General features: G+C 72.0%; 25 protein-coding genes and 1 riboswitch. Of the genes, 13 read left to right on the top strand and 12 right to left on the bottom strand.

All coding sequences use genetic code 11. From position 1 onward, the window contains the following. Positions 1-6: 6 nt before the first annotated feature. The 3 genes from ACIRB7_RS27340 to ACIRB7_RS27330 all read left to right on the top strand — a co-directional run bounded on the left by ACIRB7_RS27340 (position 7) and on the right by ACIRB7_RS27330 (position 3,137). Positions 7-618 carry a TetR/AcrR family transcriptional regulator gene (locus ACIRB7_RS27340; protein ID WP_403603514.1) on the top strand — a complete coding sequence of 204 codons (612 nt, stop codon included), beginning with the start codon at positions 7-9 and terminating at the stop codon, positions 616-618. A gap of 353 nt (positions 619-971) precedes the next feature. Then, a complete protein-coding gene (locus ACIRB7_RS27335; protein WP_403603512.1) occupies positions 972-1,619 on the top strand; it encodes a DUF4126 domain-containing protein in 648 nt (215 codons plus the stop codon). A 78-nt stretch (positions 1,620-1,697) separates the two neighbouring features. Then, complete coding sequence (locus ACIRB7_RS27330; RefSeq protein ID WP_403603510.1) at positions 1,698-3,137, top strand: phytoene desaturase family protein; 1,440 nt, start codon at positions 1,698-1,700, stop codon at positions 3,135-3,137. A 45-nt stretch (positions 3,138-3,182) separates the two neighbouring features. Here ACIRB7_RS27330 and ACIRB7_RS27325 read toward each other — a convergent pair whose 3' ends face one another. From ACIRB7_RS27325 to ACIRB7_RS27305, 5 genes are all read right to left on the bottom strand, one after another. Then, entirely contained in the window at positions 3,183-4,010 is an 828-nt protein-coding gene (locus tag ACIRB7_RS27325; protein WP_403603508.1) for a hypothetical protein, read from the bottom strand. Between the two features lie 54 nt (positions 4,011-4,064). Continuing rightward, complete coding sequence (gene metF / locus ACIRB7_RS27320) at positions 4,065-4,982, bottom strand: methylenetetrahydrofolate reductase [NAD(P)H] (RefSeq protein WP_403603506.1); 918 nt, start codon at positions 4,980-4,982, stop codon at positions 4,065-4,067. A 99-nt stretch (positions 4,983-5,081) separates the two neighbouring features. Then, positions 5,082-5,735 (bottom strand): thiamine phosphate synthase, encoded by a 654-nt coding sequence (thiE, locus tag ACIRB7_RS27315; protein ID WP_403603505.1) that lies wholly within the window; start codon positions 5,733-5,735, stop codon positions 5,082-5,084. Positions 5,736-5,914: 179 nt separating this feature from the next. Beyond that, a complete protein-coding gene (locus ACIRB7_RS27310; protein ID WP_403603503.1) occupies positions 5,915-6,280 on the bottom strand; it encodes an Rv2175c family DNA-binding protein in 366 nt (121 codons plus the stop codon). A gap of 43 nt (positions 6,281-6,323) precedes the next feature. Continuing rightward, positions 6,324-7,538, bottom strand: a complete 1,215-nt coding sequence (locus ACIRB7_RS27305) for an NAD(P)/FAD-dependent oxidoreductase (RefSeq protein WP_403603501.1) — start codon at positions 7,536-7,538, stop codon at positions 6,324-6,326. A gap of 93 nt (positions 7,539-7,631) precedes the next feature. Further along, a riboswitch (TPP riboswitch) is annotated at positions 7,632-7,745 on the top strand. Here ACIRB7_RS27305 and thiO point away from each other — a divergent pair. From thiO to ACIRB7_RS27275, 6 genes are all read left to right on the top strand, one after another. Beyond that, positions 7,743-8,942: a glycine oxidase ThiO gene (thiO, locus tag ACIRB7_RS27300; protein WP_403603499.1), complete on the top strand. Its 1,200-nt coding sequence runs from the start codon at positions 7,743-7,745 to the stop codon at positions 8,940-8,942. (Overlaps the previous riboswitch by 3 nt.) Next, positions 8,939-9,139: a sulfur carrier protein ThiS gene (thiS, locus tag ACIRB7_RS27295; protein WP_403603497.1), complete on the top strand. Its 201-nt coding sequence runs from the start codon at positions 8,939-8,941 to the stop codon at positions 9,137-9,139. Before thiO ends, thiS begins: the two co-directional genes overlap by 4 nt. Before the next feature lie 5 nt (positions 9,140-9,144). Continuing rightward, a complete protein-coding gene (locus ACIRB7_RS27290) occupies positions 9,145-9,939 on the top strand; it encodes a thiazole synthase (RefSeq protein WP_403603495.1) in 795 nt (264 codons plus the stop codon). Positions 9,940-10,079: 140 nt separating this feature from the next. Beyond that, complete coding sequence (gene pknB, locus ACIRB7_RS27285; RefSeq protein WP_403603493.1) at positions 10,080-11,996, top strand: Stk1 family PASTA domain-containing Ser/Thr kinase; 1,917 nt, start codon at positions 10,080-10,082, stop codon at positions 11,994-11,996. A 6-nt stretch (positions 11,997-12,002) separates the two neighbouring features. Continuing rightward, positions 12,003-12,866: a deoxyribonuclease IV gene (locus tag ACIRB7_RS27280; RefSeq protein ID WP_403603491.1), complete on the top strand. Its 864-nt coding sequence runs from the start codon at positions 12,003-12,005 to the stop codon at positions 12,864-12,866. Positions 12,867-12,934: 68 nt separating this feature from the next. Then, the gene (locus ACIRB7_RS27275; protein WP_403603489.1) at positions 12,935-13,474 is read left to right on the top strand and encodes a DUF4396 domain-containing protein; all 540 of its coding nucleotides are present in this window, start codon (positions 12,935-12,937) and stop codon (positions 13,472-13,474) included. Between the two features lie 26 nt (positions 13,475-13,500). Here the strand turns inward: ACIRB7_RS27275 and ACIRB7_RS27270 are convergent, their stop codons facing one another. After that, positions 13,501-14,145 carry a sulfite oxidase-like oxidoreductase gene (locus ACIRB7_RS27270; RefSeq protein ID WP_403603487.1) on the bottom strand — a complete coding sequence of 215 codons (645 nt, stop codon included), beginning with the start codon at positions 14,143-14,145 and terminating at the stop codon, positions 13,501-13,503. 177 nt (positions 14,146-14,322) lie between these two features. On the opposite strand from ACIRB7_RS27270, the gene bfr reads away from it, so the two are divergent. Next, complete coding sequence (bfr, locus tag ACIRB7_RS27265) at positions 14,323-14,799, top strand: bacterioferritin (protein ID WP_403603485.1); 477 nt, start codon at positions 14,323-14,325, stop codon at positions 14,797-14,799. Positions 14,800-14,822: 23 nt separating this feature from the next. Here bfr and ACIRB7_RS27260 read toward each other — a convergent pair whose 3' ends face one another. Both ACIRB7_RS27260 and ACIRB7_RS27255 read right to left on the bottom strand, forming a co-directional pair. Continuing rightward, a complete protein-coding gene (locus ACIRB7_RS27260) occupies positions 14,823-15,074 on the bottom strand; it encodes a bacterioferritin-associated ferredoxin (protein WP_403603483.1) in 252 nt (83 codons plus the stop codon). A 132-nt stretch (positions 15,075-15,206) separates the two neighbouring features. Further along, positions 15,207-16,559, bottom strand: a complete 1,353-nt coding sequence (locus ACIRB7_RS27255) for a class II 3-deoxy-7-phosphoheptulonate synthase (protein WP_403603481.1) — start codon at positions 16,557-16,559, stop codon at positions 15,207-15,209. Positions 16,560-16,713: 154 nt separating this feature from the next. On the opposite strand from ACIRB7_RS27255, the gene ACIRB7_RS27250 reads away from it, so the two are divergent. The 3 genes from ACIRB7_RS27250 to ACIRB7_RS27240 all read left to right on the top strand — a co-directional run bounded on the left by ACIRB7_RS27250 (position 16,714) and on the right by ACIRB7_RS27240 (position 21,628). Beyond that, a complete protein-coding gene (locus ACIRB7_RS27250; RefSeq protein WP_403603479.1) occupies positions 16,714-19,500 on the top strand; it encodes an N-acetylmuramoyl-L-alanine amidase in 2,787 nt (928 codons plus the stop codon). Positions 19,501-19,598: 98 nt separating this feature from the next. Further along, on the top strand, positions 19,599-19,655 hold the full coding sequence (locus ACIRB7_RS27245) for a trp operon leader peptide (RefSeq protein WP_071892416.1): 57 nt from the start codon (positions 19,599-19,601) through the stop codon (positions 19,653-19,655). Positions 19,656-19,756: 101 nt separating this feature from the next. Then, a complete protein-coding gene (locus ACIRB7_RS27240; RefSeq protein ID WP_403603477.1) occupies positions 19,757-21,628 on the top strand; it encodes an anthranilate synthase family protein in 1,872 nt (623 codons plus the stop codon). Here ACIRB7_RS27240 and ACIRB7_RS27235 read toward each other — a convergent pair. From ACIRB7_RS27235 to ACIRB7_RS27220, 4 genes are all read right to left on the bottom strand, one after another. Further along, positions 21,625-22,626: a 2-hydroxyacid dehydrogenase gene (locus tag ACIRB7_RS27235; protein WP_403603475.1), complete on the bottom strand. Its 1,002-nt coding sequence runs from the start codon at positions 22,624-22,626 to the stop codon at positions 21,625-21,627. The two genes, ACIRB7_RS27240 and ACIRB7_RS27235, sit on opposite strands and share 4 nt — an antisense overlap. 68 nt (positions 22,627-22,694) lie before the next feature. Further along, positions 22,695-23,378 (bottom strand): response regulator, encoded by a 684-nt coding sequence (locus ACIRB7_RS27230; RefSeq protein ID WP_403603473.1) that lies wholly within the window; start codon positions 23,376-23,378, stop codon positions 22,695-22,697. After that, positions 23,375-24,589: a MacS family sensor histidine kinase gene (macS, locus tag ACIRB7_RS27225; protein ID WP_403603471.1), complete on the bottom strand. Its 1,215-nt coding sequence runs from the start codon at positions 24,587-24,589 to the stop codon at positions 23,375-23,377. The genes ACIRB7_RS27230 and macS overlap by 4 nt, the downstream gene beginning before the upstream one ends. Positions 24,590-24,638: 49 nt before the next feature. Beyond that, positions 24,639-25,370: a lysophospholipid acyltransferase family protein gene (locus ACIRB7_RS27220; RefSeq protein ID WP_403603469.1), complete on the bottom strand. Its 732-nt coding sequence runs from the start codon at positions 25,368-25,370 to the stop codon at positions 24,639-24,641. Positions 25,371-25,410 lie beyond the last annotated feature (40 nt).

The raw sequence follows: 25,410 nt of genomic DNA, 5'->3' as shown, positions 1-25,410 counted from the left end.
GACCCCATGGACAGCAGCAGCACCCGACGCCAGGCCACGCGCGCGAAGCTCTACGAGGCGGCCGTCACCCTCATCGCGGAGCAGGGCTTCTCCGCGACGACGGTGGACGAGATCGCCGAGCGGGCGGGCGTGGCCAAGGGCACGGTCTACTACAACTTCAAGAGCAAGACCGAGCTCTTCGAGGAGCTGCTGCGCCACGGCGTGTCGCTGCTCGCGGCCTCGCTGCGCACGGCGGCCGAGGAGACCGCCGAGCGCGGCGGGAGCCGGGTCGACGCGCTCGACGCGATGATCCACGCGGGCCTCGTCTTCATCGACCGCTACCCGGCCTTCACCCAGCTGTACGTGGCGGAGCTGTGGCGCACCAACCGGGCCTGGAACTCGACGCTCCTGGTGGTCCGCCAGGAGGCCGTCGCGGTGGTGGAGGGGGTGCTGCGCGAGGGGGTGGCGGCCGGTGAGCTGAGCGACGACATCGACGTCCAGCTGACGGCGGCGGCGCTGGTCGGGATGGTGCTGGTGGCGGCGCTCGACTGGCAGGCCTTCCAGAGCGAGCGTTCGCTCGACGACGTGCACGCGGCGCTCTCCCGGCTGCTGCACGGCCGGGTGGGCGGCCGCCGCTGACCACGCGCCCGCGTGGAACCCCCGTAACGCTCCTCACGCTCCCTCAGGCGGCCTGCCCCCGCGGCGCCGTGCGGACACGACGAGAAGGCCGGTCCGACGAGGCTCGATCCCCCCGAGCCCTGCCGCACCGGCCTTCCGCCGTGCTCCCCCGTATCCCCGTATCCCCCGTGGCCCCCCGTGCCCCGTAGCGGCAGGCGCGCGGCCCCGGTTCCGCCGCCCCGTGACGGCGGTCCCCGGGGCCGCGCCCCTTCCGTGGACTCCACTCTTCCGTCCGGGCCCGCCCGCGCCCATCCGCGCACCTACTCATCTCGGCCTCTAGGTACGCATACTCAGACCTGGTTACGATCGCGGGCGTGTCCGTACTCCCCCTGGTGTTCACCAGCGGCTGGGCGAGCGGGATCAACGCGTACGCGGTGGTCCTGCTGTTCGGCATCTTCGGCGCGACCGGGCTCACCGACGAGGTGCCCGAGTCCTTGCAGCGCACCGATGTCCTCGTCGTCGCCGGCGTGCTCTTCCTGTGCGAGGCGGTGGCCGACAAGATCCCGTACGTCGACTCCATATGGGATTCCGTCCATACGGTGATCAGGCCGGTGTCCGGGGCCGTCGTCGGTGCGCTGCTCGCCGGGCAGAACGGTTCGCTGCCCGAGCTCGCGGCGGGCGCGGTCGGCGGTTCGACGGCCCTGCTCAGCCACTTCGTCAAGGCGGGGACGAGGATGGCGGTCAACTCGTCGCCCGAGCCGTTCTCCAATGTCGCGCTGAGCCTGGCGGAGGACCTCGGGGTGGCGGCGATCATCACCTTCGCCGTCTTCCACCCGGTGGCGGCGGCGATCATCGCGGCCGTCCTGCTCACCCTCGGGCTCGCGATACTGGTCTTCCTCGCGAAGAGGATCCGCCGCTTCCTGCGCCGCAGGTCCCAGCGCCGTGAGGAGAGGCGGCTCGCCGACGTGACGACCAGAGCCCGGTCACGGCCCCCGTCCGACGACGGGTCGGAGCACTTCTGACCGGCAGGCCCCGGACGCCCGACGGGACCTCCGACCGGGTTTCCACCACTGTCCGAGGCGCCGGATAAAGTCGCCGGCATGGCACGGATTGTGGTGATCGGCGCGGGACTCGGCGCCATGGCGGCGGCGGCCCGGCTGGCCGTGGCGGGCCACCGGGTGACGGTGTACGAGCGGGGCGCGACGTACGGCGGCGCGGTCGGCCGCTTCGAGCGGGACGGCTTCGCCTTCGACACGGGCCCGGGGCTGCTGCATCTGCCCGCCGTGTACCGGGACCTGTTCGTGAAGACCGGCAAAGAGCCCCTGGAGGAGTGCGTCACGCTGACGCAGGTCGACCCGGCGGCCCGTCATGTCTTCGCCGACGGCACCCGCGTGGACCTGCCGAACGCCTCCCGGGCCGGCACGGTCGCCGCCCTGGACGCGGCGCTCGGCGCCGGCGCGGGCGAGCGCTGGGGCGACTTCCTCGTCCGCGCCCGCGAGGCCTGGGACCGCACCCGCCGCCCGCTCCTGGAGGAGCCGCAGCCGACCGACCCCGCGCCCCTGGCCCGTGAGCCGTACCCGGCCCTGAAGCCGGGCCTGTTGCGGCGGCCGACGACGACGCTCGCGCAGGTGGGGGTGCGGGAGCTGCGCGACCCCCAGCTCGCCGCCCTGCTCGACGCGTACGCGTGGGCGTACGGCTTCGACCCGGCCACCGCCCCCGCCTCGGCCGCCGTCCTGCCGTACATGGAGCAGACCTTCGGCAGCTGGTACGTGGGCGGGGGGCTGCGGGCGCTCGCCGACGCGGTGTACGAGCGGTGCCGGAAGCGGCGGGTCGAGTTCGTCTTCGACACTCCCGTCGAGGGCGTCCTGGAGAAGGACGGCCGGGCGGTGGGCGTCCGGCTGGCCGGGGGCGACACCGTCGAGGCCGACCATGTCGTCTCCGGGGCCCCGCTGCCCGCCCTCGACCGGGACCGGGTCGTCGAGTGGGGCCCCGGTGACGACCGGCCGCGCCACCAGGCCCTCGGTACGGGCCGGGTGACGGTCTGTCTGGCGCTGCGCGGGGCCCGCGAGCCGGAGGCGGTCCACCGGACCGTGGTGCACGCGGCCGGCGAGCGGCCGACGGTGACGGTGCTGCGCCCGGACGATCCGGCGCTGCGCCCGGACGCGGACCACGAGTCGGTGACGGTCACGGCGACCGTCCCCACGTCCGGGGAAGGGGAACAGGAGTGGGAGGCGTTCGCCGGGCGGATGGTCGAGGCGGCCGGGCGGGCGGTGCCGGGGCTGCGGGAGCGGCTGCTGTGGCAGCACGTCCGCACCCCGGAAGACGTACGGCGGGACACCGGCGCCGCAGAGGTGCCGGGGCCCGCGCTCGCCGGGGCCGGCGGGCGGCTGCTCCCGGCGGACAACCGCTCCCCGCTGCCGGGCCTCTGGTTCGCGGGCGGCTGGTCCCACCCGGGCGGCGGGCTCGCCCACGCGGGCATGTCGGGCGCCCTTGTGGCGGGGTTCATCGTGGAGGGCGCGGACTTCCGCGGCTCGCAGTGAGCGCGTGGGGCCGTCGGCGCGACTCGCCGACGGCCCCACGGTCACTCAGTACCGGTACTGCTGCTGGTCGTCCTGGTGCGGCTCGTAGCCGTACGGGCTCGGTCCCTGTGGAGGCTGCTGCGGCTGGGGCGCCTGCTCGGTGTCGCGCTGCTGCGGGACCCAGACCCCGCCGGGCGGCGTGTCGTAGGTGTACGAGGGGGCGTACGGGTCGGTGTAGTACGAGCCGTACTGCTGGCCGTCCGTGCCGGGACCGATGTACGGGTCGGAGTAGGCGGCGTACTGCTGCTGCGCCGCGGCGGCGCCGTAGTCGTAGGCGGGCTGCTGCTGGTCGTAGGCCGGTGCGTAGGGGTCGTACCCCGTGTCGTGCCCCGTCTCGTACCCGGTGGCGTGGCTGTGCGCCGTGTCCTGGCCCGTGCCGTAGACCCCGTACTGGCCGGTGTCGTCGGGCATGGGCAGGGGCTCGTAGACGGCGGTGGTCTCCGCGGCGGGCTGCTGCTCACCGGCGCCCTCCGGCACGGCGTACGAGGTGTCCTCGCCGCCGTAGGACAGCTCGGTGACCTCAAGGGTGGGCCCGGCCTGCGCGGGAGCGCCGGACCTGCGTCGACGGCTCGCGCCGGGACTGCCGCCGATCGCCCAGCCGGTGGAGAAGCCGCGGCGGAAGGAGAGCGTCACGTACGTCTGGCCGACGGCGAAGGCGACCGCCCCTGCGATGATCACCGCCACCAGGGACAGCAGGACGCCCGCGACCACACCGAGGAAGCCGCAGAAGGCGAGCACCCGCCAGCGCAGCCGTGCCTTGTACTGGAGGAGCACCTCCCCCAGCAGCCACAGTGCGACCACTCCGAACGCGATGTAGAGGACCGTCCACCCCATGCCCCGCCGCCCCTCTCCACGGTCACCGCCGCGGGTCGGGGCGGGTACGACCGGTCACGACTGCTGGTGCAGTCCGAGATTCTCGTAGATCTCGAGCGTCGCGGTGGAGCTGTTCAGCGTGATGAAGTGCAGTCCGGGGACACCCTCGGAGAGCAGCCGCGCGCAGAACTCCGTCGCGAACTCGATACCGATGGAGCGTACAGCGGTGGGATCGTCCTTGACGGCGAGGATGCGCTCTTTCACATCGTCGGGGAAGGCCGCGTTGCTCAGCTGGGGCAGTCGGCCGAGGGTCTTCACGTTCACGACGGGCATGACTTCGGGGATGATCGGGGTCTCGCAGCCCGCCTTCGCGACGCTGTCGCGGAGCCGCAGGTAGTTCTCCGGATCGAAGAACATCTGGGTGATCGCGTAGTCGGCGCCCGCACGGCACTTGTCCACGAAGTGCCGGATGTCGGTGTCCCAGTCGGTGGAGCGGGGGTGCATCTCCGGGAAGGCGGCGACGCCCACGCAGAAGTCACCCGACTCCTTGATCAGCCGGACCAGGTCGGCCGCGTACCGCACGCCCTCGGGGTGCTCGATCCACTCGCCCAGCGGGTCACCGGCCGGGTCGCCGCGCAGCGCGAGCATGTTGCGGATGCCGGCGTCGGCGTACTGGCCGAGGACGTTCCGCAGCTCGGCGACCGAGTGGTCGACGGCGGTGAGGTGGGCGACCGGGGTGAGCGTGGTGTCGGAGGCGATCTTCTGGGTGGCCTTCACGGTGCCGCCGCGGGTGGAGCCGCCGGCGCCGTAGGTCACGGAGACGAAGCTCGGTCCGACCGCCTCGACCCGGCGCATCGCGTTCCAGAGGCCCTGCTCGCCCTTCGCGGTCCGGGGCGCGTAGAACTCGAAGGAGTACGACGTGCCGCCGGAGGCGAGGATCTCGCGGACCGTGCGGGCGCGGTCCGAGCGGACAGAAGCGGTACCAAGGGCCATACCGGCAGGTTAGACGGGGTGCGCCGAGCGGTGTGAACGGTGTCCGGCTGTTGGACACCTTTTCGGACAGGCGGCCGGGCGGATCCTTGGACGAGCGCCCTACTCCCCCGCCCGCTCCCGGACCCGCTCGGCGAGGGCGGCCGTGGCGGCGGCCGGGTCGTCGGCCTCGGTGATGGCCCGGACGACGACGATCCGGCGCGCACCGGCGTCCAGGACCTCTTCGAGGTTGGTCGCGTCGATGCCGCCGATGGCGAACCAGGGCCGGTCCTGGGCGAGGCCCGCCGCGTACCGCACGAGGTCGAGGCCCGGCGCGTACCGTCCGGGCTTGGTCGGGGTGGGCCAGCACGGACCGGTGCAGAAGTAGTCCACGCCCGGTTCGACGGCGGCCGCGGCCGCCTCGCTCTCGGCATGGCAGGACCGGCCGATCAGGACCTCTTCGCCGAGGATCGCGCGGGCGGCGGGCACGGGCAGGTCGCCCTGGCCCAGGTGGAGCACGTCGGAGCCGATGGCGTGGGCGACGTCGGCCCGGTCGTTCACGGCGAGGAGCTTGCCGTGGCGGCGGGCGGCGTCGGCGAGGACGGCGAGGTGCTCCAGCTCCTCACCGGCCTCCATGCCCTTGTCGCGGAGCTGCACGATGTCCACGCCGGAGGGGAGCACGGCGTCGAGGAAGTCGGGCAGGTCGCCCTGGCGCTTCCGGGCGTCGGTGCAGAGATAGAGCCGGGCGTCGGCGAGCCGCTCACGAGGCGTGGGCATGGGTGGGTTCCCCCCGTCGGTGTCGCCGGTGGCGGGGGGGGGGGGGGGGGGGGGGGGGGGGGGGGGGGGGCCGCGCGGGGGGGGGGGGGGGGGGGGGGGGGGGGCGGGCCGGGGGCCCCCCCCCCCCCCCCCGCCACCCGCTGGTGGTGTCTTCGGTGCGTGCGCGCGTGCGGACGTCGTCAGAGGGCGAGCGCCTGGGCGCGGCGCTTCACCTCCGTGCCGCGGTTCTCGTTGAGCGCCTGCGCGGGCGTGCCCGGCAGGCTCTCGTCCGGAGTGAAGAGCCACTCCAGCATCTCCTCGTCGCTGAAGCCGTCGTCCCGCAGCACGGTCAGGAGCCCGACGAGGCCCTTGACGATCCTGTCGCCCTGGATGAAGGCGGCGGGGATCTGCAGGGCGTTGTTCTCTCCACGGCGCACGGCGATGAGCTGGCCTTCATTGATCAGCTGCCGCACGCGCGTCACCTCGACATCGAGCATCTCCGCGATGTCGGGCACGTAGAGCCAGGCGGGGACGAGCGCATCGATCTTCACGTCAATCTTGGTCACAGGACAAGCCTGCCATCCCGGACCGACAGCCGGTACTCGGGCCCTACAGGACCGCCGCCTTCAGGGGTACGGACGGGTCGGCGGCGCGCGCGGGATCGACGGGGGTGGCCGCCTCGACGAGCTTGCGGCCCTGGGCCAGGTCGCGGGGGCGGCCGACGGCGAGGAGGGCCACCGGCACCCCGGCGCGCAGCCAGAGCACCGACCAGGCCTCGTCGGCCGGGTCGCCGCGCCACAGCAGTTCGTCCGCGTCGGCGTGGTGGCCGGCGTACTGGACGAAGCGGCCGAACTGCTCGGACCAGAAGTACGGGACGGGGTCGTACGGCGTGTCCGCGGACCCGGTGATCGCCGCGGCGACCGTACGGGGGCCCTGGAGGGCGTTGTCCCAGTGGTGGACGAGGAGGCGCTCGCCGTAGCGGGCGGAGGGGAAGGAGGCGCAGTCGCCGACGGCGTACACGTCGGGCAGGGAGGTGCGCAGCCGCTCGTCGGCGGTGATGGCGCCGCTCGGGTCGAGGGCGATGCCGGAGCCGGTGAGCCAGCCGGTGGCGGGGCGGGCGCCGATGCCGACGACGACGGCGTCGGCGGGAAGCTCGCGGCCGTCGGCGAGGAGGACGCGGCCGGGTTCGACGGTGTCCACGCGCGCGTGGGTGAGGAGTGTGGCGCCGTTCGCCTCGTACCACTCGGCCATGGGGGTGGTGACCTCGGCGGGCAGGGCTCCTGCGAGGGGGCGGTCGGCGGCCTCGACGACGGTGACGGCGCAGCCCGCCTCGCGCGCGGCGGTGGCGAACTCGGCGCCGATCCATCCGGCACCGACGACCACGACGGTGTGGCGGCGCCCCAGGACGGGCCCGAGGCGTACGGCGTCGTCGAGGGTGCGCAGCAGGTGGACACCGGGGACGCCCTCGGCGCCGGGCAGGGTGACGGGCTGGGCGCCGGTGGCGACGACGAGGGTGTCGTAGCCGACGGGTCCGGCCTCGGTGTCGATCTCGTGGTCGGCGGCGCGCAGTCCGGTGACGTCGAGGCCGAGGCGGAGCTCGATGCCGAGGGCCTCGAAGTCGACGTCGAAGGCGGAGTCCTCGGCCTTGCCGAGGAGGACGGCCTTGGAGAGCGGGGGCCGGTCGTAGGGCTGATGGGGTTCGGCCCCGATGAGGGTCACGGGGCCGGTGAAGCCCTGTTCGCGCAGGGCGACGGCGGTCTGTACGCCCGCCATCCCCGCGCCGACGATCACGACACGCTGCTCGGCCTGCTTCTGCTCGCTCACCCGACCACCTTACGCAGCTGACGGGCCATCAGGAATATGGAGGTGAGGGAGGGGCCTGTGGCCCCCCGGAGGCGGAAGCTAGTCTGGCGGGCGTAAAGCACTCGCGGGAGCCCGGACGCACCGGGCTGAGAGGGAGGCTGGGACGGCCTCCGACCGTACGAACCTGATCCGGGTCATGCCGGCGAAGGGAGGGGCTGGACGCCCATGCGTTCTTCCGAAGTCTCACGCACCTCCGACACCTCCGACATCTGCGATGTCCTCGTGGTGGGGGGCGGGATCATCGGCCTGGTCACGGCCTGGCGGGCCGCGCGGCGCGGACTGCGCACCGCCGTCGTCGACCCGGACCCCGGTGGTGGCGCCGCGCGGGTCGCGGCCGGGATGCTCGCCGCCGTCACCGAACTCCACTACGGCGAGGAGACCCTGCTCGGGCTCAACCTCGCCTCCGCCGCACGGTATCCCGCGTTCGTCGCCGAGATCGAGGAGGCCACCGGCCACGACGTCGGCTACCGCGCCTGCGGCACCCTCGCGGTCGCCCTCGACGCCGACGACCGGGCGCACCTGCGCGAGCTGCACGCCCTGCAGACCCGCTGCGGGCTCGCCTCCGAGTGGCTCAGCGGCCGGGAGTGCCGCCGCCTCGAACCGATGCTCGCCCCCGGGGTGCGCGGCGGGCTGCGGGTGGACGGCGACCACCAGGTCGACCCGCGCCGGCTCGCCGCCGCGCTCCTCGTCGCCTGCGAACGGGCCGGGGTGGTCTTCCACCGCGCCCTCGCGCGGAGCCTGACGGTGGTACGGGACCGGGCGCGCGGTGTCGTACTCGCCGGGGGCCGGGAACTGACGGCCGACCAGGTCGTCCTGGCCGCAGGGAGCCTGAGCGGGCGGCTCGCGGGCGTGCCGGCCGAGGTGCTGCCGCCCGTGCGCCCCGTGAAGGGCCAGGTGCTGCGGCTGCGGGTGCCGGCCGCGTACGCCCCCTTCCTCTCCCGGACCGTCCGGGCCGTCGTGCGGGGCAGCCACGTCTACCTGGTGCCCCGGGAGAACGGCGAACTCGTCGTCGGCGCCACCAGCGAGGAGCTGGGCTGGGACACGACGGTCACGGCGGGCGGGGTGTACGAGCTGCTGCGCGACGCCCACGAGCTCGTCCCCGGGATCACCGAGCTGCCGCTCACCGAGACCCTGGCGGGGCTCCGGCCGGCGTCCCCCGACAACGCGCCGCTGCTCGGCCCCACCGCGCTGCCCGGCCTCCACCTGGCCACCGGGCACTACCGCAACGGGGTCCTGCTCACCCCCGTCACCGGCGACGTCATGGCCGAGGTCCTCACCACGGGCGTCCTCCCCGACGAGGCGCGTCCCTTCACCCCCCGCCGTTTCTCCCCCGCCCCTCCCGCACGTCAGGAGCAGCCCGTATGAACGTGTCCGTGAACGGAGAACCGCGCGAGCTCTCCGGCCCCGTCACCCTCGACGCCCTCGTCGCCACCCTGACCACGTCCCGCTCCGGGGTCGCCGCCGCCCTCAACGAGACGGTCGTGCCGCGCGGGGAGTGGGCGTCGACGCCGCTCGGCGAGGGCGACCGGGTCGAGGTCCTCACCGCGGTCCAGGGAGGCTGAACCCGATGTCAGACGACGTTTTCACCCTCGGCGGTACGGAGTTCTCGTCGCGCCTGATCATGGGCACCGGCGGGGCGCCCAGCCTCGACGTCCTGGAGCGCTCGCTGGTCGCCAGCGGTACGGAACTGACGACGGTCGCCATGCGGCGCCTCGACCCCACCGTCCAGGGCTCCGTCCTGTCCGTCCTGGAGCGGCTCGGCATCCGCGTCCTGCCCAACACGGCGGGCTGCTTCACGGCCGGCGAAGCGGTCCTGACGGCCAGGCTCGCGCGGGAGGCGCTGGGCACCGACTGGATCAAGCTGGAGGTCGTCGCCGACGAGCGGACGCTGCTGCCGGACGGGGAGGAGCTCCTCGCCGCGGCCGAGACCCTCGTGGACGACGGCTTCACCGTCCTCCCCTACACCAACGACGACCCGGTCCTCGCGCGGAAGCTGGAGGACGTGGGGTGCGCGGCGATCATGCCGCTCGGCTCCCCCATCGGCTCGGGTCTCGGCATCCGCAACCCGCACAACTTCCAGCTGATCACGGAGCGGGCGGGCGTGCCGGTGATCCTCGACGCGGGCGCGGGCACGGCGTCCGACGCGACCCTTGCGATGGAGCTGGGGTGCGCGGCGGTGATGCTGGCGTCGGCGGTGACGCGGGCGCAGGAGCCGGTGCTGATGGCGGGGGCGATGCGGCACGCGGTCGAGGCGGGGCGGCTGGCGTACCGGGCGGGCCGGATCCCCCGCCGGCACTTCGCGGAGGCATCGTCCCCGACGGAGGGCCGAGCCACGCTGGACCCGGAACGCCCGGCGTTCTGACCCCCGGCCGGGACGGACGCCCGGTCGGCGGGCGACGGCGCGCGGCCGGGCCCGGGGTCCGGGCGATGCTCGTCACAGGTGCGCTGCAACAGCGGGACGACCGCGCGGGGGCCCCGTCCACGGCTCGTAGACTCGACGCCGTGGACACGACCCTTCAGGACCCCCTCGTCGGGCGGCTGCTCGACGGCCGCTACCGCGTCGACGCGCGCATCGCCGTCGGCGGGATGGCCACGGTCTACCGGGCCGTCGACACCCGCCTCGACCGCGTCCTCGCGCTCAAGGTGATGCACCCCGCCCTCGCGACCGACGCCGCCTTCGTCGAGCGTTTCATCCGCGAGGCGAAGTCCGTCGCCCGCCTCGCGCACCCCAACGTCGTCGGCGTCTTCGACCAGGGCGCCGAGGGCGCGTACGTCTACCTGGCGATGGAGTACGTCGCCGGCTGCACCCTCCGTGACGTCCTGCGCGAGCGCGGCGCCCTCGCGCCCCGCGCCGCCCTGGACATCCTGGAGCCCGTGCTCGCCGCGCTCGGCGCCGCGCACCGGGCCGGGTTCGTGCACCGGGACATGAAGCCGGAGAACGTCCTGATAGGGGACGACGGCCGGGTCAAGGTCGCCGACTTCGGTCTCGTACGGACCGTCGGCTCGGCGACCGCCACCACCGGCTCGGTCCTCGGCACCGTCTCGTACCTCGCGCCGGAGCAGATCGAGCACGGCACCGCCGACACCCGCGCCGACGTGTACGCCTGCGGTGTCGTCCTGTACGAGATGCTGACCGGCGGCAGGCCCCACTCCGGCGACACCCCCGCCCAGGTGCTCTACCAGCACCTCAACACGGACGTGCCCGCCCCCTCGGCCACCGTCGCCGGTCTCGCCCTGGAGCTGGACGAGCTGGTCGCCGCGGCCACGGCCCGTAACCCCGACGTCCGCCCGCACGACGCCGTCGCCCTGCTCGCCCTCCTCCGCGAGGCCCGCGCCGCGCTCGGCGAGGAGCAGCTGGACGCCATACCCCCGCAGGCGCGGTCCGGGGCGCGGGACACCGCGGAGGACCGGACCAGCGTGATCGCCCGGCCCGTCCCCGCGGCCGGGGCGGAGGACCCCCAGCCGGTGCTGCACACGAACCGGCTGCCCGCACCCGAGCCCCCCGCTCCCCCCGCCACGGCCCGCCGGCGACCTCCCCGCGGCCCGCTCCTGATCGTCCTCGGCGTCCTGCTCGCCCTCGGCCTCGGCGCCGGTGTCTGGTACATCAATTCCGGCCAGTTCACCCGCGTCCCCGCCGTCCTCGGCCAGACCGAGCCGGCGGCGACGAAGCGGATCACCGACGCCGGCCTGGAGGTCGGCTCGACGAAACGCGCGTTCAGCGACGTGTACGAGCGCGGCACCGTCATGGCCGTCGACCCGGCACCGGGCGAGCGCCTCCGGGGCAACGCCACGGTGACCCTGACCCTCTCCCGTGGCCCGGAGATCGTGAAGGTGCCCAACCTCAGGAACAAGCCGCTCGCCGAGGCCAGGCGCGTGCTGGAGCGGGAGGGTCTGGCGCCCGGGGTGACCACCTCCGCGTTCAGCGAGTCCGTCGCCCAGGGCTCCGTGATCAGCTCCGACCCCGAGCCCGGCACCGAGCGCTCCCCCGACTCGGCCGTCGCCCTGGTGGTCAGCAAGGGCGCGCCGATCGACGTACCCGACGTCACCGGCGAGACCGTCGACGCGGCCACCGCCCGCCTCCAGGAAGCCGGGCTCACCGTCCGGGTCGCCCCGGAGCGGATCAACTCCTCCGAGGCCGCCGGCGCCGTCGCCGCGCAGTCCCTCGCCGAGGGCAGCCGGGCCGCCGAGGGCGACACCATCACCCTCACCGTCTCCAAGGGGCCGAAGCTGGTCGCGGTGCCGGACGTGACGGAGAAAACGACCGAGGACGCCCGCGCGGCCCTGGAGGACGCGGGCTTCGAGGTGGAGATCAAGAAGTCCTTCCCCTACCTCGGTGACACGGTCACGGGCCAGTCCGTGGCGGGCGGCGAGACCGCGCCCGAGGGCTCCACCATCACCCTCACGATCAAGGGACTCTAGAGACTCATGCGCAACCCCGTCGGCGGCCATGTCCCCGTGGCCGGAGGCCTCGCCACGACCGGCCTCGGCTACGCCCGTGAACTCGGCGCCGAGGCCGTGCAGGTCTTCGTCGCCAACCCGCGCGGCTGGGCCACCCCGCCCGGCAACCCCGCCCAGGACGAACGGTTCCGCGCCGAGTGCGCCGCCGAGTCGATCTCGGCCTGGGTCCACGCCCCGTACCTGATCAACTTCGGCTCCGGCACCGAGGCCACCGTGGAGAAGTCGGTGGAGTCGATGCGGCACTCGCTGCGGCGGGGCCGGGAGATCGGCGCGCAGGGCGTGGTGGTGCACACCGGCTCGGCGACCGGGGGCCGCCCGCGCGCGGAGGCGCTCGCCCAGGTACGGGAGCGGGTGCTGCCGCTCCTCGACGAGCTGACGCACGACGACGATCCGTATCTGCTCCTGGAGTCGACGGCGGGCCAGGGTTTCTCACTCTGCTCCCGCGCGGAGGACTTCGGGCCGTACTTCGACGCGCTCGACCGTCATCCGAAGCTGGGGATCTGCCTCGACACCTGCCACATCTTCGCCGCGGGCCACGATCTGACCGGTCCGCACGGCGCGACGCAGACGCTCGACCAGCTGGTGGAGACCGTGGGCGAGGGGCGGCTGAAGCTGATCCACGCCAACGACTCCCAGGACGTGGTCGGCGCCCGCAAGGACCGGCACGCGAACATCGGCGTGGGTCACATCGGCGAGGACGGGTTCCGGAACCTGCTCCGGCACCCGGCGACCGACGGCGTGCCGCTGATCATCGAGACGCCGGGCGGCAAGGAGGGGCATCTCGCGGACGTGGAGCTGCTGAAGAAGCTCAGGGGCGTCATTTCCCGTTGAGGAATACCCCAGGGGGGTATACGGTTCCTGTAACGGCAGGAACCGCTACCCGCCTTTGGGGGCACCCGATGCAGCACGACGCACACGCTCACCACGACCACCACGACCACAGCGCCCACACGGGCCACGCAGGTCACGCCGGCCACGAGGGCCACGAGGGCCACTCCGGCAAGGTCTCCTGGTCCATGGCCGCCAAGGCCACCCTGCACTGCCTCACCGGCTGCGCCATCGGCGAGGTGCTCGGCATGGTCATCGGCACCGCGCTCGGCTGGGGCAACGTGCAGACGATGATCCTCGCGATCACCCTGGCCTTCTTCTTCGGCTACGCGCTCACCCTGCGCGGCATCCTGGCCGCCGGCGTCGACTTCAGGACGGCGTTCAAGGTCGCCCTCGCCGCCGACACCCTCTCCATCGCGGTCATGGAGATCATCGACAACGGCGTCCTCGCCCTCTGGCCCGGAGCCATGGACGCGCACCTCTCGGAGCCGTTCTTCTGGATCGTGCTCGCCATCGCGCTCGCCGCCGCGTTCGTGATCACCACGCCGGTCAACAAGTGGATGATCGGCCGCGGCAAGGGCCACGCGGTGGTCCACCAGTACCACCACTGACGGCCTGACCCACACTGCACCCGCAGCTACAGCTCCGGGCCGTCCCCCGGCTCCTCCTGGTACGAGTAGCGCTGCTCGGTCCAGGGGTCGCCGAGGTTGTGGTAGCCGCGCTCCTCCCAGAAGCCCCGGCGGTCGGCGGCCATGTACTCCACGCCCCGGACCCACTTCGGGCCCTTCCAGGCGTACAGATGGGGAACGACCAGCCGGAGCGGGAAGCCGTGCTCGGCGGTGAGCAGCTCGCCGTCCATGTGGGTGGCGAAGATCGTGCGCTCCGCGGCGAAGTCGGCGAGCCGCATGTTGGCGCTGTAGCCGTACTCGGCCCAGACCATCACATGGGTGACCTGGGGCGCGGGCGGGGCGAGGTCGAGGACCGTGCGGGCCGGAACGCCACCCCATTCGGCCCCGAGCATGCTGAACTTCGTGACGCAGTGCAGATCGGCCACGACCGTGGAGAACGGGAGGGCCGAGAACTCCTCGTGGTTCCAGCACCGCTTGTCGCCGTCGGCCGTCGCCCCGAAGACGCGGAACTCCCAGCGGTCCGGCTTGAACTTGGGGACGGGCCCGTAATGGGTGACCGGCCAGCCGCGCTGGAGCCGCTGGCCCGGCGGAAGGTCCGGTGAACGATCCGGCTGCCCCGCTTCCCGGTGTACTCCGCTCTCCGGCTGACCCATGTCATCCATGGTGACAGACGGCGAGGGGTGGTCATGACCAGGAGACCACCCGCACCAGCGGATTCGGGCAACTCCGACTAAGCCTGCACTTACTGGACGACCCCCATTCGGGGTGCGAGGATGCGGCCATCCTGCCCAGTGACGGCATAGACACGTAACGTGGAAGGAGCCTCTGCGATGCAGGGCGACCCCGAGGTCCTCGAGTTCCTCAACGAGCAGCTGACCGGCGAGCTGACGGCCATCAACCAGTACTGGCTGCACTACCGCATCCAGGACAACAAGGGGTGGACGAAGCTCGCCAAGTACACGCGCGAAGAGTCCATCGATGAGATGAAGCACGCGGACAAGATCACCGAGCGCATCCTGATGCTCGACGGTCTGCCCAACTACCAGCGGCTCTTCCATGTGCGGGTCGGCCAGACCCTCACCGAGATGTTCCAGGCGGACCGCCAGGTCGAGGTCGAGGCGATCGACCGCCTGAAGCGCGGGATCGAGGTCATGCGCGCCAAGGGCGACATCACCTCGGCGAACCTCTTCGAGGAGATCCTCGCCGACGAGGAGCACCACATCGACTACCTGGACACGCAGCTGGAGCTGATCGAGTCCCTGGGTGAGGCGCTCTACATCTCGACGCTCATCGAGCAGCCGAGCTAGCGGAGCCGGGCCGAGCCGCGGAGCTAGGCGGCTTCCCCGAGTTCCACGACGGGCTCGGCGACGGACTCCGTCGCCAGCGCGGGCATCCCCTGGTCCAGGAGTTCGCGCCGGGGGCAGTTGCCGCGCCCGAGGATGGCCTGAATGCGACGGACGCAGGAACCGCAGTCCGTGCCGGCCTTGCAGGCCGAGGCGATCTGGCGGGGCGTGCAGGCGCCCGCGTCGGCATGCTGCTTGACCTGCTTCTCCGTGACACCGAAGCATGAGCAGACGTACAACGCGGTTCACCTCCCGCCGTGATCGATAAGGCTAACCTAACCTTACCCGGCGCGGCGGGACCGTAAAAGCCCTGGAAACGACGATGGGGCGCGGATCACATGGATCCGCGCCCCGTCGTCGTAGGTACCTACTTACTGATCGCGGTACATCTCCGCCACCAGGAACGCCAGGTCCAGGGACTGGCTGCGGTTGAGCCGCGGGTCGCAGGCCGTCTCGTAGCGCTGGTGCAGGTCGTCGACGAAGATCTCGTCGCCGCCGCCCACGCACTCGGTGACGTCGTCACCGGTGAGCTCGACGTGGATGCCGCCCGGGTGGGTGCCGAGGCCCTTGTGGACCTCGAAGAAGCCCTTGACCTCGTCGAGCACGTCGTCGAAGCGGCGCGTCTTGTGGCCGGAGGCGGCCTCGAAGGTGTTGCCGTGCATCGGGTCGGTGACCCAGGCGACGACCGCGCCGGAGGCGGTGACCTTCTCGACCAGCTCGGGGAGCTTGTCGCGGACCTTGTCGGCGCCCATGCGGACGATGAAGGTCAGCCGGCCGGGCTCGCGGTCGGGGTCGAGACGGTCGACGTACGTCAGCGCCTCGTCGACCGAGGTGGTCGGGCCCAGCTTGATGCCGATCGGGTTCGCGATCCGCGCGGCGAACTCGATGTGGGCGTGGTCGAGCTGGCGGGTGCGCTCGCCGACCCAGACCATGTGGCCGGAGGTGTCGTACAGCTTGCCGGTGCGCGAGTCCGTACGGGTCAGGGCGCCCTCGTAGTCGAGCAGCAGCGCCTCGTGGGAGGCGTAGAACTCGACGGCCTTGAACTCGGCCGGGTCGGTGCCGCAGGCCTTCATGAAGTTCAGGGCGTTGTCGATCTCGCGCGCCAGCTGCTCGTAGCGCTGGCCCGAGGGGGACGCCTTCACGAAGTCCTGGTTCCAGGCGTGCACCTGGCGCAGGTCGGCGTAACCACCGGTGGTGAAGGCGCGCACCAGGTTGAGCGTGGAGGCGGAGGCGTTGTACATCCGCTTCAGGCGCTCGGGGTCCGGGATGCGGGACTTCTCGTCGAAGTCGAAGCCGTTGACCGAGTCGCCGCGGTACGTCGGCAGGGTCACGCCGTCACGGGTCTCGGTCCCCTTGGAGCGGGGCTTGGAGTACTGCCCGGCGATGCGGCCGACCTTGACGACGGGCACGGAGGCCGCGTACGTCAGGACGGCGCTCATCTGGAGCAGCGTCTTGAGCTTGGCCCTGATGTGGTCGGCGGACACGGCGTCGAAGGCCTCGGCGCAGTCGCCGCCCTGGAGCAGGAACGCCTCGCCACGGGCGACGGCTCCCATCCGGGCGCGCAGCTGGTCGCACTCGCCGGCGAAGACGAGCGGAGGATACGACTCGAGGTCCGCGATCACATCGCGCAGAGCCTCGGCATCGGGGTACTCGGGCTGCTGCGCCGCGGGCAGGTCTCGCCAGGTCGCCTTGGCGACGGCGTGGGATTCAGCGTTCACGGTCACACGGACCACATTACGGGGTTCTTCGTCCGGTCCTGTCCCCCTGCCCAGTGGCTGAGACACGCGCCCGAAATGTCCACCGGCGATCTTCACGCCATCGAGTGGTGTTACCCTCTGGCCCGTTTCACAAGTTGACAGTCGAACCACAGGGGTGGGCGTGACCCAGAGGCACCGCAGGGACCGCAAGAAGAAACGAATCTTGTACGGAGCGGCGGCCGCCGTCGTGGCCACGGCCACGATCGGCACCATCGCGGTCGCCTCCCCCGGCCTGCTGGGCGTGGCGGCGAGCGACGGCAAGGCTGCTGGGGACTCTTCCCTGCAGTCGCAGTTCGCAAACGCGGCGCGTGAGTTCGATGTGCCGCAGAGTGTGCTGATGGCCGTGTCGTACAACCAGACGCGGTGGGAGTCGCACGACGGCGAGCCGAGCGTCACCGGCGCGTACAACGTCATGGGTCTGACGAAGGTCGACGCCGATGACGTGGAGCAGGAAGTCACCGACGAGCAGATCGATCACTTCAACGGCTCCGGCCGCCCGGAGATCGAGAAGACCTTCGACCGTGAGAAGGTCCGGAGCATCCTGGAGAAGGCGATCGTCGACACCGACGACCCCCGCCTCCACACCCTGGACAAGGCCGCCGAGCTGATCGACAGCTCCACCGAGGCCGTCCAGAACGACTCCGCGGCCTCCATCCGGGCCGGTGCGGCGCTGCTCGCCGACTACCAGAAGCAGGCGGGCGCCGAGCTGTCGGAGGAGCCGGGCGACTGGTACCCGGCGGTGGCGCGCTACGGCCAGTCCTCCGACCGGAAGGGCGCGGACCTCTTCGCGAAGCGCGTCTTCGAGTCGATCAGGACGGGTGAGCGGGAGCTCACCCAGGACGGCGAGCAGGTCGCCCTGCCGGCCGACGCCACGGTCGAGCCGGTCAAGCCGGCGAACGTGCCGTTGGCGGCGAGCTTCGCGGGCACGGCGGCCACCGCGCTCCCCGAGTGCCCCACCGGCCTGAACTGCAACGTCAAGCTGTCCGTCCCCGATGCCGAGGGGAGGAAGAACTACACCGCGGCCGACCGCCCCAACCAGGGCGTCGACATCCGTCAGATCGTCATCCACGACACCGAGGGCGGCTACGACGGCTCGCTCCAGGTGCTCACGACGCCGACGAGCGGGGCCAGCGCCCACTACCTGATCAAGGCCTCCGACGGCCTGGTCACCCAGATGCTCGAGAACAAGAATCTGGCGTGGCACGCGGGTAACTGGACCCACAACATGCACTCCATCGGCGTGGAGCACGAGGGCTACGCCATCAAGGAGGGCAGCTGGTACACGGAGCAGCAGTACCGTTCCTCCGCGGAGCTGGTGAAGCACCTGGCGAAGACGTACGGCGTGCCGCTCGACCGTGAGCACATCATCGGTCATGACGAGGTGGCGCTCCAGACGGACGCCGGCCTCGGCAAGCTCCACTGGGACGCGGGCCCGTACTGGGACTGGAACTACTACATGTCCCTCATGGGCGCCCCGCAGGGCGACAAGGGACCGGGCGGTCTACTCAAGGCCGGCCAGGTGGTCCGTGTGGTGCCGCCGTTCACCACGGCGAACCAGCCGAAGCTCACCACCGGTGGCACGGCCGTCCCCGCGCGTCCGTCCAACTTCGGCTACCTGTACACCTCGCCTTCGACGTCCGCGGCGACGCTGAAGGACCCGTACTTCAGCTCGCTCTGGTCCGAGGGCTCGAACTACGGGAACAAGGTCAGGGCCGGCGGCTCCTACGTCGTCGCCGAGAGTCAGTACAACTGGACGGCGATCTGGTACGCCGGCCAGAAGGCCTGGTTCTACAACCCGGGCGGTCAGTACACGGCGCCGGTGACCGGCGCCACGACCGTGAAGGTGAAGTCGGGGCTCACCTCGGCCAAGGTCTACGGTCGTTCCTTCCCGGAGACCGCCGCCTACACCGCGGCCGGCCTGGAGGTTCCGAAGGACGACGGTGCCTACCTGACCAAGTTCACCTTCGCCCCCGGTCAGGCCTACGTGAAGGCCGGCCCGGCGGTGAAGGGCGACGACTGGTTCGGCTCCGCCCAGAAGAACGTCGTCGGCAGCACGATGTACGTGCCGATCCGCTTCCACCACAAGGTCGTCTGGGTCAAGCAGAGCGACATCGCGGAGGCGCCCGGCGCTTCCCCCGTCGCCACGACCAACCGCTACAACGTCATCGCCCGTGACGCCTCCGGTGTCCTCTGGCAGTACCAGGGCACGGGCAACGCCTCCGCGCCGTTCCTGGCCCGGTACCGGGTCGGCAGCAGCTGGGGGGGCTACAACGTCGTCACCCCGATGACCGCTCTCCGGGCCGACGGCACCGGTGACGCCGTCGCCCGGGACACCTCCGGTGTGCTCTGGTACTACCAGGGCAGCGGCAACCCGTCCGCCCCGTTCAAGGGCCGACTGCGGACCGGTGGCGGCTGGGGGGCCTACGACCGGATCGTCGCCGTCCGCGACGTGACCAACGACGGCAAGCCGGACCTGATCGCGCGCGAGAAGTCGGGCGTCCTGTGGCTGTACCAGGGCACCGGCGTCCCGGCCACCCCGTTCGCGACCCGGGCCCGGATCGGCACCGGCTGGCAGGCGTACAACGCGATCGTCAGCACCGGCGACCTGTCCGGTGACGGCAAGGCCGACCTGATCGCCCGCGACACCGCCGGTGTGCTCTGGTCGTACACCGGTACGGGCAAGGCCACCTCGCCGTTCGCCACCCGCGTCAAGGTCGGGGCGGGCTGGGGCGCGTACAACAGCATCGTCGGTCCGAGCGACCTGTCCGGCGACGGCAAGGTCGACCTCATCGGCCGCGACGGCTCCGGCACGCTCTGGTCGTACAAGGGCCTGGGCAGCGCTACCACGCCGTTCGCCACCCGTGTCAACGTGGGCCCGGGCTGGCAGATCTACAACCTGATCTTCTGATCGGGTAGTCGAGACGCTCTCTCAACGGGGCCCGGTCCGTACCGTCCACGGTGCGGACCGGGCCCCGTTCCCGTGTCCCGCTGGGTTACAGTGCTGGCATGTTCGCGCCTCAGATCCAGAACTGGTGGTGGACCGCTCATCCGGCGGCCCACTGACTGCGCGTACACCGACAGACGCAAAGGCCGCCCGAGGGGCGGCCTTTTCTCGTACCCGGGCCGTTCCTCTCCGCACTCCGCCGGAAGGAACCACGGATCCCATGGACCTCTCCCGTCTCCTCGACGACTCCGCCCCGCCCTTCGCCCTGCTGCGCCGCCGCACCCCCGGCCGTGACCACGACACCGTCGAGGTGCTGATCGGCCGGGTCCACGAGGCCGAGCGCCTCGCGGAGCTGCCCGTCGGACCGCTGCCGACGCTCGCCCTCGTGCCCTTCCGGCAGATCCGGGAGCGCGGCTTCGACGTGCGCGACGACGGCACCCCGCTCTCCGTGCTCGTCGCCGACGAGGTGTACGAGCTGCCGCTCGCCGAGGCCCTCGAACGGCTTCCCGCGCACGACGTGGCCGTCGAGGGCGGCGGCTTCGACGTCTCCGACGAGGAGTACGCCGGCATCGTGCGGCGGGTCATCGACGAGGAGATCGGCTCGGGCGAGGGCGCGAACTTCGTCATCCGCAGGACGTACACGGGCGAGATCCCCGGCTTCGGGCGCACCGACGCCCTCGCCCTGTTCCGGCGACTGCTGACGGGCGAGCGGGGCGCGTACTGGACCTTCGTCGTGCACACCGGCGACCGGACCCTGGTCGGGGCCAGCCCCGAGGTGCACGTACGGATGTCGGGCGGGACGGTCGTGATGAACCCGATCAGCGGCACGTACCGCTACCCGGCCGGGGCCGCCCCGACCGCCGAGGGCCTCCTCGCCTTCCTCGCCGACCGCAAGGAGACCGAGGAGCTGTCGATGGTGGTCGACGAGGAGCTCAAGATGATGTGCACGGTCGGCGACATGGGCGGCGTGGTGATCGGCCCACGGCTCAAGGAGATGGTCCATCTCGCGCACACCGAGTACGAGTTGCGGGGCCGCTCGTCCCTGGACGTGCGGGAGGTGCTGCGGGAGACGATGTTCGCGGCGACCGTGACCGGCTCGCCGGTGCAGAACGCCTGCCGGGTGATCGAGCGTCACGAGGTCGGCGGGCGGGGTTACTACGCGGGGGCGCTGGCCCTGCTCGGCACCGACGCGCACGGCGCCCAGACCCTGGACTCTCCCATCCTGATCCGTACGGCCGACATCGACACCGGCGGGCGGCTGCGGGTCCCGGTCGGCGCCACCCTCGTCCGGCACTCGGATCCGGCGGGCGAGGTGGCCGAGACCCACGCGAAGGCGGCTGGGGTGCTCACCGCCCTCGGGGTACGGGAGGGCCGGCCGTCCGGCGGACCGGCACCGGCTCCCGCTCCCCTCGCCGACGACCCCCGGGTACGGGCCGCCCTGGACGCCCGGCGGGCCGACCTCGCGCCGTTCTGGCTGAAGATGCAGGTCCGCTCGGCCGAACTGTCCGGCCACGCCCTGGTCGTCGACGCCGAGGACACCTTCACGGCGATGCTGGCGCATGTCCTGCGCTCCTCGGGCCTCGACGTGTCGGTCCTCCGGTACGACGAGCCGGGCCTGCGGGAGTTCGCGCTCGCCCACGAGGGGCCTGTGGTGCTGGGCCCCGGTCCCGGAAACCCCTCGGACGCCGCCGATCCGAAGATGCGCTTCCTGCGCTCCCTGACGGCCGACCTCGTGCGGGACCACCGGCACGGCCTGCTCGGTGTCTGCCTCGGGCACGAGCTGATCGCCGCCGAACTGGGCCTGGAGATCGTCCGCAAGCGGACCCCGTTCCAGGGGGCCCAGCTGCGGATCGACCTCTTCGGTCAGGAGCGGACGGTCGGCTTCTACAACAGCTTCACCGCCCGCTGCGACGAGCGGACGGCGACGGAACTGGCGCTGCACCGGATCGAGGTGAGCCGGGACGCGGAGACCGGCGAGGTCCACGCGCTGCGCGGGCCGGGCTTCGCGGGGGTCCAGTTCCACCCCGAGTCGGTGCTCACGACGGACGGCGCCGCCCTGACGGCCTCGCTGCTCGCGGGCGTGCTGGTCTAACCGGCGACCCTGGGGACCAGGACGTTCTCGCCGCGCCGCCCCGCCGTGTAGTCGAGGACGTTCTGGACCGTGGTGTCGATGATCTGGCCGACCGCGTCCACCGTGTAGTACGCCTGGTGGGAGGTCACCACCACGTTCGGGAAGGTGACGAGCCGGGCCAGGGTGTCGTCCTCGACGACCTCCAGGGACTTGTCGAGGAAGAAGAGCCCGGCCTCCGCCTCGTACACGTCGAGGCCGACCCCGGTGAAGCGTCCGGCCCGGAGTTCGACGACCAGCGCCTCGGTGTCGACGAGCCCGCCCCGGCTGGAGTTCACCAGGATGGCGTCGTCCTTCATGGCCTTGAGGGCCCTGGCGTCCACGAGGTGCTGGGTCGACGGGAGCAGCGGCACGTGCAGGCTGATCAGGTCGGCCTCGGCGAAGAGCTGTTCCTTCTCGACGTACCTCATGCCGAGGGAGACGCAGGCGGGGTTCTCGGCGACGTCCCAGCCGAGCAGGTTCATGCCGAAGCCGTGGGCGATCCGGGTGAAGGCCTCGCCGATCTTGCCGGTGCCGAGGACGCCGACGGTACGGCCCCGCAGGTCACGGCCCATCAGCCCGTCGAGGCGGAAGTCGAAGTCGCGGGTCCGGTTGGAGGCGCGGACGATCCGGCGGTTGACGGCGGTCGCGAGGGTCCAGGCGAACTCGGCGACGGAGTAGGGCGAGTAGTACGAGACCCGGGCGACGGTGAGGCCGAGGCGCTCGGCCACCTCCAGGTCGATGTTGTTGAAGCCCGTGGAGCGCTGGGCGATCATCTGGGTGCCGCCGGCGGCGAGGGTCTGCAGGACCCGGTGGTCCAGGATGGCGTTGACGCTGGTGGAGACGATCTCGTAGCCGGCCGCGATGGGGGCGGTGTCCTCGGTGAGGAAGACGTCCAGGCAGCGGATGTCGTGGTGACCCGCGAACGCCTTCTCGAGCAGGGGCTTCTCGTCCGCCTGCACGCCGAATGCCAGGATTTCCACGTATACCCCTCGCTGCGGTGACAGGCCGTATATGCGGGAATATACGGCCCACCGTCACACCGGGCGCCTCAGGCGTCGTCGAGGCCGCGCTCGATGGCGTACCGGACGAGCTCCACCCGGTTGTGGAGCTGGAGCTTGCCGAGGGTGTTCTGGACGTGGTTCTGGACCGTGCGGTGCGAGATCACCAGGCGCTCCGCGATCTGCTTGTAGCTGAGGCCCTTGGCGACGAGCCGCAGGACCTCCGTCTCGCGCTCGGTCAGCTGCGGCGCCTTCGGCTCGTCGGCGCCTGCCGCCGGGGCGGGTTCCGAGGCGAGCCTGCGGTACTCGCCGAGGACCAGACCGGCGAGACCGGGGGTGAAGACGGGGTCGCCGACCGCCGTCCGCCGCACGGCGTCGATCAGCTCCTCCGTACTGGCCGACTTCAGGAGGTAGCCGGTGGCGCCGGACTTGACGGCCTCCAGGACGTCGGCGTGCTCGCCGCTCGCGGAGAGCACGAGGACCCGCAGTTCGGGGCGGGCTCCCACGAGCTCCTTGCACACCTGGACGCCCGGCTTCACCGGCAGGTTCAGGTCCAGGACGAGGACGTCCGGGGTGACGGCCTGGGCACGGCGCACCGCCTGCTCGCCGTCGCCCGCGGTGGCCACCACGTCCAGGCCCGCCTCGGCGAGGTCGCGGGCGACCGCGTCCCGCCACATCGGATGGTCGTCGACGACCATCACTCTGATCGGCCGCTCGGTCTGCTGCTCGTTCATCTTCCTCGTCCTGCCTTCCCCCGTGGGACCTTCAACTCGACTTCCGTGCCCTGCCCGGGGACCGAGATCAGCTCGGCCGTGCCGCCGAGCTCCCGCAGTCTCCCCCGGATGGAGAGGGCGACGCCCATCCGGCCCTCTCCCTCCGCCTGCGCGAGGCGGCCCTCCGGGATGCCGGGGCCGTCGTCCCGGACGGTGACGATCACCTCGTCGGTCCAGTCCTCCACGAGGATCCAGGCCTGGGCGTCCTCCCCCACGTGCACCCGCACATTGTCCAGGGCGGCGCCGACGGCGGCGGCCAGCTCGCGGGCGGCGGGCGGCGGCAGCAGGACCGGAGCGCCCGGATCGGAGAGGGTGACCCTGGCTCCGGCGCGCGGGGCGAGCAGGAGCCGCAGGTCGACGGGCGAGTCGTCGTCGGCCTCGTCGTCCTCGTCGACGACCCGGACGACGGCGCCCTCCGACTCGTCCTCGGAGACCAGGCTGGGCCGGGCGAGACCGCCCGCGACGAGGGTACGGAGGGCGACCTCCTGCTCCCCCGCCATCCTGCCGAGCTCGGCGGCCTCACCGCCGATCGCCGTGCCGCGCCGCTGCACCATCGCGAGGACCTGGAGCACGCTGTCGTGGATGTCCCTGGCGAGCCGCTCGCGCTCCCGGGTCGCGGCCTCGATCTCCAGGGCGCGGGCGAGGGTGCGCTCGGAGGCGCGGGCGACCTCGACGACGTATCCGATGGCGATGGAGGCCACCCAGACGAGCAGGACGTTGTGGAGGGTGTCCCGGCTGGGGTGGCCCCGCTCGACGATGTTCGCGACGGCGACGAGGGAGGAGGCGACACCGGCCCAGCGCCAGCCGCCCTTGATCGCGTACGCGAGGACGGAGCCGGCGGTCCATATCGACGGCAGGGTGGGGCCGTCGACGGTCTGGGCGTGGGCGTCGGCGAGCGGGGTGAGGAGGATGCCGACGAGGGCGACGGTGAGGTCTGCGCCCAGGAAGCGCTTGGTGCAGCTGGCCGCGTTCGCCACCTTGGGCAGCGTCGCGAGCGTCCAGACGCACATCACCGCGAGATAGGCGACGGCGATCCAGGGCCGCTCGTACGCGTCCCGGGTGAAGGCGAACAACAGGACCGCGTAGACCATGGTCAGCACGCGGTAGCCGGTCAGCGCACGCCACAGCGGCTGCTCGACCGACATGCGCACGACACGCTCGCGCTTGGCCATCTCCCCCACCCCCGGACGCCCCTCGCGGGGACGCCTACGCGCCGAACGCCTACGCGCCGGACTCTTCCCGCGCCGCGATCTCGGCCTTGACGGCTTCCTTGGCCGCCTTCTCGGCGTCCGCGATCTGCCGCTTGGCGGCGGTCGCGTAGATGTCGACGTACTCCTGGCCGGACAGCTTCATGATCTCGTACATGACCTCGTCGGTCACCGAACGCAGGATGAAGCGGTCCCCCTCCATGCCCTGGTAGCGGGTGAAGTCCAGCGGCTTGCCGATCCGGATCCCCGGGCGCATCAGCTTGGGGACGACCTTGCCGGGCGGCTGGATCTTCTCGGTGTCGATCATGGCGACCGGGATCACGGGCGCGCCCGTGGCCAGGGCCACGCGCGCGAGACCGCCGGGCTTGCCCCGGTAGAGACGCCCGTCGGGCGAGCGGGTGCCCTCGGGGTAGATCCCGAAGAGGCCGCCCTTCTCGATGACCTGGATCCCGGCCTTGATGGCCGCCTCGCCCGCACCGCGGGCACCCGAACGGTCCACCGGGAGCTGACCGACGCCCTTGAAGAAGGCGGCGGTGAGCTTGCCCTTCACGCCCGGCGAGGTGAAGTACTCCGCCTTGGCGATGAAGGTGACCTTGCGGTCGAGGACGGCGGGCAGGAAGAAGGAGTCGGAGAACGACAGGTGGTTGCTCGCCAGGATCGCGGGCCCCTCGGCGGGAATGTTCTCCAGACCCTCCACCCAGGGCCGGAAGGCAAGCTTCAGGGACCCTCCGAGGGAGAACTTCATTGCGCCGTAGATCAACTCGCCATGCCTTCCGTGTGCCGTG

The organism is Streptomyces sp. NPDC093795 (assembly GCF_044764665.1).
Taxonomy (GTDB): Bacteria; Actinomycetota; Actinomycetes; order Streptomycetales; family Streptomycetaceae; genus Streptomyces.
Note: the sequence above shows the minus strand (reverse complement) of the source record. Positions and strands in the feature narration are given on the sequence as shown.